The 6,000-nt window shown below is 70.4% G+C and carries 6 protein-coding genes; 5 read left to right on the forward strand and 1 reads right to left on the reverse strand.

Going from position 1 to position 6,000, the window contains the following annotated elements; genetic code table 11:
* Positions 1-149 precede the first annotated feature (149 nt).
* The 5 genes from ETD85_RS03150 (at position 150) to ETD85_RS03170 (ending at position 5,524) form a co-directional block, all read left to right on the forward strand.
* Positions 150-797 (forward strand): hypothetical protein, encoded by a 648-nt coding sequence (locus tag ETD85_RS03150; protein WP_138688049.1) that lies wholly within the window; start codon positions 150-152, stop codon positions 795-797.
* 133 nt (positions 798-930) lie between these two features.
* Positions 931-3,111: a molybdopterin-dependent oxidoreductase gene (locus ETD85_RS03155; RefSeq protein WP_138688050.1), complete on the forward strand. Its 2,181-nt coding sequence runs from the start codon at positions 931-933 to the stop codon at positions 3,109-3,111.
* A 1-nt stretch (position 3,112) separates the two neighbouring features.
* Positions 3,113-3,724 (forward strand): HD domain-containing protein, encoded by a 612-nt coding sequence (locus ETD85_RS03160; RefSeq protein WP_138688051.1) that lies wholly within the window; start codon positions 3,113-3,115, stop codon positions 3,722-3,724.
* Positions 3,725-3,844: 120 nt separating this feature from the next.
* Positions 3,845-4,666, forward strand: a complete 822-nt coding sequence (locus ETD85_RS03165) for a Rieske (2Fe-2S) protein (protein WP_240778866.1) — start codon at positions 3,845-3,847, stop codon at positions 4,664-4,666.
* 33 nt (positions 4,667-4,699) lie between these two features.
* Positions 4,700-5,524, forward strand: a complete 825-nt coding sequence (locus tag ETD85_RS03170; RefSeq protein ID WP_138688053.1) for an NAD(P)H-binding protein — start codon at positions 4,700-4,702, stop codon at positions 5,522-5,524.
* Positions 5,525-5,621: 97 nt separating this feature from the next.
* Here the strand turns inward: ETD85_RS03170 and ETD85_RS03175 are convergent, their stop codons facing one another.
* Positions 5,622-5,843, reverse strand: coding sequence for a hypothetical protein (locus ETD85_RS03175; RefSeq protein ID WP_138688054.1), 222 nt, complete (start codon positions 5,841-5,843; stop codon positions 5,622-5,624).
* Positions 5,844-6,000: the final 157 nt, after the last annotated feature.

The following is a 6,000-nucleotide window of genomic DNA, read 5'->3' on the forward strand; positions in this document are numbered from 1 at the left end:
CGATCGCGAAATCTGCATGGAGCCCGACGAATTCGCACATCACATCGGATGGACGGTGGCGCGGACGGGGTTCGGGGCCCGTTGCTACCGCGACCCGCGTTTCGACCAGCTCCGCCTGCCACACCGGGTGACAGAGGAGGTGTCCTGACATGCCGAGGAACCCTCGGAACCAGATTTATCCGGCCTACGAGGACCTCCCCGCCGCCGGTCGCGGCGGGCTGCTGGTCCGGCTCTGGCGGATCCGTACGGAGTTGCTGCTGCTCGCCGGTCTGGCGCTGTTCATCCTGACGTTGCTGGGCGCCACCCAGGAGGGGCGCTGGGCGCCCTTCATCCTCCTGACCAGCGCCGTCTCGGTGCCGGCGGCCACCAGGATCGGGCGCAACTGGATGGCCGCCCACTTCTGGTGCGTGGTCGCCAGGCACCGGCTGCAGCGGGTCTGCCTGGAGACCACGATGCACACCAGGTCCGGCCGGATCCCGCTGGTGCTGTGGATCACGCCGACGGCGACGGGCGAGAAGGCGCTGATCCTGACCAGGGCCGGAATCTGCGCCGAGGAGTTCGAGGCGTACAGCGAGGAGATCGCGGCGGCCTGCTGGGCCAGGAGCGCGAACGTCTTCCGGCACCGCAGGAGGGCCCAGTTCGTGATCGTCGAGATCGTCCGGCGCGACGAGGTCCCGGGAGTGTCCTCTCCGGGCCTGGACCGCCTCTACGGCCGGCGGGCGTGGATCTCGATGAGACCCGACCTTGAGGAGCCGCCTGATCTGCGCACAGAAGTGACGCTGCCCCAGGTGAGCTGACGAACTTTCCAAGCCTGGGAAATCCGGGAAATTTCCCAGGGGCGCAAGCCCCGGAGACCGCGGGGGCTCCGGGGCTTCCCCATGCGCGCGGCACGAGCCAAGATGAGTTCATCTGGCGAACTCAGGAGTCGTGATGACGTCGACCGTCCACCGGACCTGTCCCCTCTGCGAGGCCGTCTGCGGCCTGACGCTCACCCTCGACGGGGGCGGGCACGTCACCAGCGTCCGCGGAGACAAGGACGATCCGTTCAGCAAGGGGTTCATCTGCCCGAAGGGAGCCAGCCTCGGCCGGCTCGACGAGGACCCCGACCGCCTGCGCAAGCCCCTGATCAGGGAGGGCGACCTGTGGCGCGAGGTCGGCTGGGACGAGGCTTTCGCCGCCGTCAAGGACGGGCTCGCCCAGGTCGCCGATCGCCGGTCCGTCGCGATCTATCTCGGCAACCCGAGCGCGCACACCATGGCCGGCGCCCTGTACGGCGCACCGCTGATCAAGTCGCTCGGCACCCGCAACGTCTTCTCCGCCAGCACCGCGGACCAGATGCCCAAGCACGTCGCCAGCGGCCTGATGTTCGGCCACCCCCTGGCCATCCCGGTCCCCGACCTGGACAGGACCGACTATCTGCTGATGCTCGGCGCGAACCCGCTGGAGTCCAACGGCTCGCTGTGCACCGCGCCCGACTTCCCCGGCCGGCTGAAGGCCCTCCGCGCGCGCGGTGGCCGGCTCGTCGTGGTCGACCCCCGGCGTACGCGGACGGCCGCGCTGGCCGACGAGCACGTCTTCGTGCGCCCCGGGACGGACGCGTACCTGCTGTTCGGCATCGTCCACACGTTGTTCGCCGAGGATCTGGTCAGGCCGTCGCACCCGGTCAACGGGCTGGCCGAGGTCCGCGAGGCGGCCAAGCACTTCCCGCCGGAGGCGGTCTCCCTGCGTACCGGCGTGCCGGCCGCGGTGATCGTCCGGCTGGCCAGGGAGCTGGCGGCGGCGCGTACGGCGGCCGTGTACGCCAGGATCGGCACCTGCACCGCCGAGTTCGGCACGCTGGCCCAGTGGCTCGTCGACGTGCTGAACGTGCTGACGGGCAACCTGGACAGGCCGGGCGGCGCCATGTTCCCCAAACCGGCCACCGAGTTCGCGGCGCGCCGGAGAGCGTACACGGTCGGACGGTGGCGGAGCCGGGTCAGAGGGCTGCCGGAGGCGAACGGCGAGCTGCCGGTGGCCACGCTCGCCGACGAGATCGAGACGCCGGGCGAGGGGCAGGTCAAATTCCTGGTCACCGTCGCGGGCAACCCCGTGCTGTCGGCGCCGCACGGTGACCGGCTGGACGCGGCCTTCGCGCAGCTCGACTTCATGGTGAGCGTGGACCCGTACCTGAACGAGACCACCAAGCACGCGAACGTCATCCTGCCCCCGCCGCGCGTGCTGCAGTCGGGACACTACGACTTCGCGCTGCTCGGGTTCGCCGTGCGCAACTACACGCGCTACTCGCCGCCGCTGCTGCCGCTCGACGGGCAGCCGTCGGAGGCCCAGATCCTCGCCAGGCTCGCCATGATCGCATCGGGCCTGGAGGGCGACCTGGACGCGTTCGTGATCGACGAGACGCTGCGCAAGGCCACGGAGACGCCCGGCTCCGGCGTCGAGGGGCGGGACGTGGCCGAGCTGCGGGACCTGCTGGAGGGCGAGACGGGCAGCGAGCGCCGGCTCGACCTCATGCTCAGGCTCGGCCCGTACGGCGAGTGGGCCGGCAAGGGCGACCTGTCGCTGCGCAAGCTGCTCGACCATCCGCACGGGCTGGATCTCGGCGCGCTGGAGCCCAGGCTGCCCGAGGTGCTCAAGACCACTTCGGGGCTCATCGAGCTCGCGCCGCCGCAGCTCATCGAGGACGTGGAGCGGCTGCGGGGCAAGATGGAGGAGATGCCACCGGAGATCGTCCTGATCGGGCGGCGGCACCTGCGCTCCAACAACAGCTGGCTGCACAACGTGGGCCCGCTGGTCGGCGGCAGCAACACCTGCACGCTGCAGATCAACCCGGCGGACGTGGCCAGGCTCGGGCTCGGCGGCGAGGCCGTGGTCAGATCAGCGAAGGGCCAGGTCACGGTGCCTCTCGAACCCACCGACACGATCATGCCGGGCGTGGTCAGCCTGCCGCACGGCTGGGGGCACACGGGCAGTGCGCAGAGCGTGGCGGCCGAGCACGCGGGGGTCAGCGTCAACACTCTTACCGACGAATCCACCATCGACGTACCAAGTGGTAACGCAGTGTTCAACGGAGTTCCGGTCACGATTTCACCAACCGGGGTGATCACCGCACATTAGGGTGTCGCGCGTGACTATCGCGCCAGAAGAGGACCGCCTGAACGCCCAGATCGCCTTCGCCATCGAAATCGACAAGTTGAAGCGGATCATCCGCCGCAACCATCTCATCGACGGTTCGCGGCGGGAGAACACCGCAGAGCACTCTTGGTACGTGGGCACGCTGGCGATGGTCCTCGGCGAGCACGCCCCGCCGGGGACCGACCTCCAGCGAGTGGTGGCCATGCTGCTGGTGCACGATCTGGTCGAGATCGACGCCGGCGACACTTTCATCTACGACGCGGTGGCCGTCTCCGCCCAGGTGGAGGCCGAGACGACGGCCGCGGACCGCATTTTCGGGCTGCTGCCGGGCGAGCAGGGTGCGTGGCTGCGGGAGCTCTGGGACGAGTTCGAGGCCAGGAAGACGCCGGAGGCGAGATTCGCCAAGGCGCTCGACCGGTTCGCCCCGATCTTGGCCAATCACCACACCGAGGGAGGCACATGGCCGCTGTTCAAAGTCAAGGCCGCACAGGTCAGGGAGAAGGTTCAGATCATCGAGGAGGGATCGGCCTCGCTGGGCGCGTACGCCCGGGAGCTGGTCGAACTCTCCGTGGCCAGGGGGCACCTGTCCGAGTGATCCCCTCATGGCGGGGGTAGGGGACTTGTCGTGAAAGAGACAGTACGAGCGAGACGTCGGCAGTTGCGGGGTTTCGCCGGGCCGGTTGCCATCGCCGATCGGCTCGAGAAGTCGAAGGCAATGGACAAACCGGTCAGAGTGCTGGCCAAAGCCGTACGTCAGCGCATTCGCCAGGGCTGGCTACGCGATCTGCTGCACGGCGTGCCCACCGGCAAGCCGCTGCACCCGCCGCTGGCCACGGTCAGCCTCGGGTGCTGGCTGTCCACGGCCGTGCTCGACCTGGCCGACGCCGATCCGCGCGCCTCGCGCCTGCTGCTGGCCACGGGCATCGCGAACGCGCTCCCGACGGCCGCGTCCGGGCTGACCGACTGGTCCTCGCTGCACCGTGAACAGCAGCGGGTGGGCTTCGTCCACATGCTGTCGAACGTGGCCGCGCTCGGCCTGTTCTCCGCCTCGCTGGCGGCCCGGCTGCGCGGCAGCGAACGGGCCGGGCGGATGCTGTCGTACGCCGGGCTCGGCGTGGGCGGCCTCGGCGCGTATCTCGGCGGCCACCTGGCCTACCGGCAGGCCGCGGGCGCGAACCACGCCCCGCAGGTCACCCACCTGGTGCCGCTGGGCTGGCACGACCTGTGCCCGCTCAAGGACCTGCCCGACGGCCGCCCGGTCGCCAGGCGGCTCGGCTACATCCAGCTCTTCGTGCTGCGCCAGGGCGACGCCGTGACCGTGCTGGCCGACCGTTGCCCCCATCTGGCGGGGCCGTTGCACCAGGGCAGGCTCGTGATGGAGGACGGGGAGGCGTGCGTGGTGTGCCCGTGGCACAGCAGCACGTTCAGGCTGACCGACGGCACGGTGAAGCACGGGCCGGCGACCGCGCCCGCGCCCCTGTTCGAGACGCGGATCCGGCGGGACGGCACGATCCAGGTTCGGCCGGGCGTGGCTTGACCTGAGCTTTGGTTGAGGTTCTACGGTCGGGTCATGGGCAAGATTCTGGTGACCGGCGCGACCGGCAATGTTGGCAGGCATGTGACCACCCAGCTCGCGGAGGCCGGGCTGGCCGTACGGGCGTTCGTCCGGGATCCCGGCCGGGCGGGGCTGCCCGTGGAGATGGTGCGGGGCGACCTGAACGCGCCTGAGACGCTTGAGCCGGCGCTGGAGGACGTGGAGAGCGTGTTCCTGCTCTGGCCGAGCTTCTCGACGGGCGTCGCGGACGAGGTCGTCACGGCGATCGCCAAGCGAACGCGGCGCGTGGTGTACCTGTCCGCGAGCGTGCCGGACGGCGAGGAGCCGTCGAGGCACTACGGGGACATCGAGCGGCTGATCCGGCGCTCCGGGCTCGGCTGGACGTTCCTGCGGCCCGGCGGGTTCGCGGCCAACACGCTGGGCTGGGCGGAGCAGGTCAGGCGGGGCGTGGTGCGCTGGCCGTACGGGCAGGCCGCCAGGTCGCTGATCCACGAGAAGGACATCGCGGCGGTGGCCGTGCACGTGCTGACCTCCGCGGGGCACAACGGGGCCGCGTACGCCATCACCGGACCCGAGCAGCTCACCCAGGCCGAGCAGGTACGCCTGATCGGCGAGGCGACCGGGCGCGAGGTGCGGTGGGAGGAGCAGCCGCTGGACGAGGCGCGCGAGCAGCTCCTGGCCGCCTGGGGCGATCCGTCGTTCGTGGAGAGCGCGCTGGAGACGTGGGGACGGTTCGTCACCGAGCCGGAGCCGACGACCGACACGGTGGCGAAGCTGCTCGGGCGGCCGGCGCTGACCTTCCGCCAGTGGGCCGAGGACCACGCGGCCGACTTCCGCTGATCACCCGCCGGCGGGCCTCGGACGGCCCGCCGGCCGATCGTCGGCTTGTGCGTTGTGCGTCGGCTGGTAAGTCGGCTTGTTCGGACCTCGGCGGGCCTCAGACGGCTTCGTCGGCGGGGTGCTCGACGAGGGCGAGGATTCGGCTGGACATGAACCTGGCCGTGCGGACCGGCGATCCGCTCCGGGTGACCTCGGTCACCTCCACGAGCCCCCGCCCGGTGGTCACCTCGACCCGCCGGCCGGCCCGGGTGGCCCTGATCTCGTAGGTACGCGGCGATCCTCCCGCGTCGATGACGATCTCGACCCGATCACCCTTCATGTACTGATTTATACCCATAAGGCCCGCAAATTATCCGTACACCAGTACGACAATCGCCGCAATTCCCACGCAAACGATGACCCCGCGCAGCACCGGCGCCGGGATGCGCCGGCCCAGCCGCGCACCTGCGAAACCGCCCGCCACCGCCCCCATGGCC

Origin of the sequence: Nonomuraea zeae (genome assembly GCF_005889725.1) — a bacterium.
GTDB lineage: Bacteria > Actinomycetota > Actinomycetes > Streptosporangiales > Streptosporangiaceae > Nonomuraea > Nonomuraea zeae.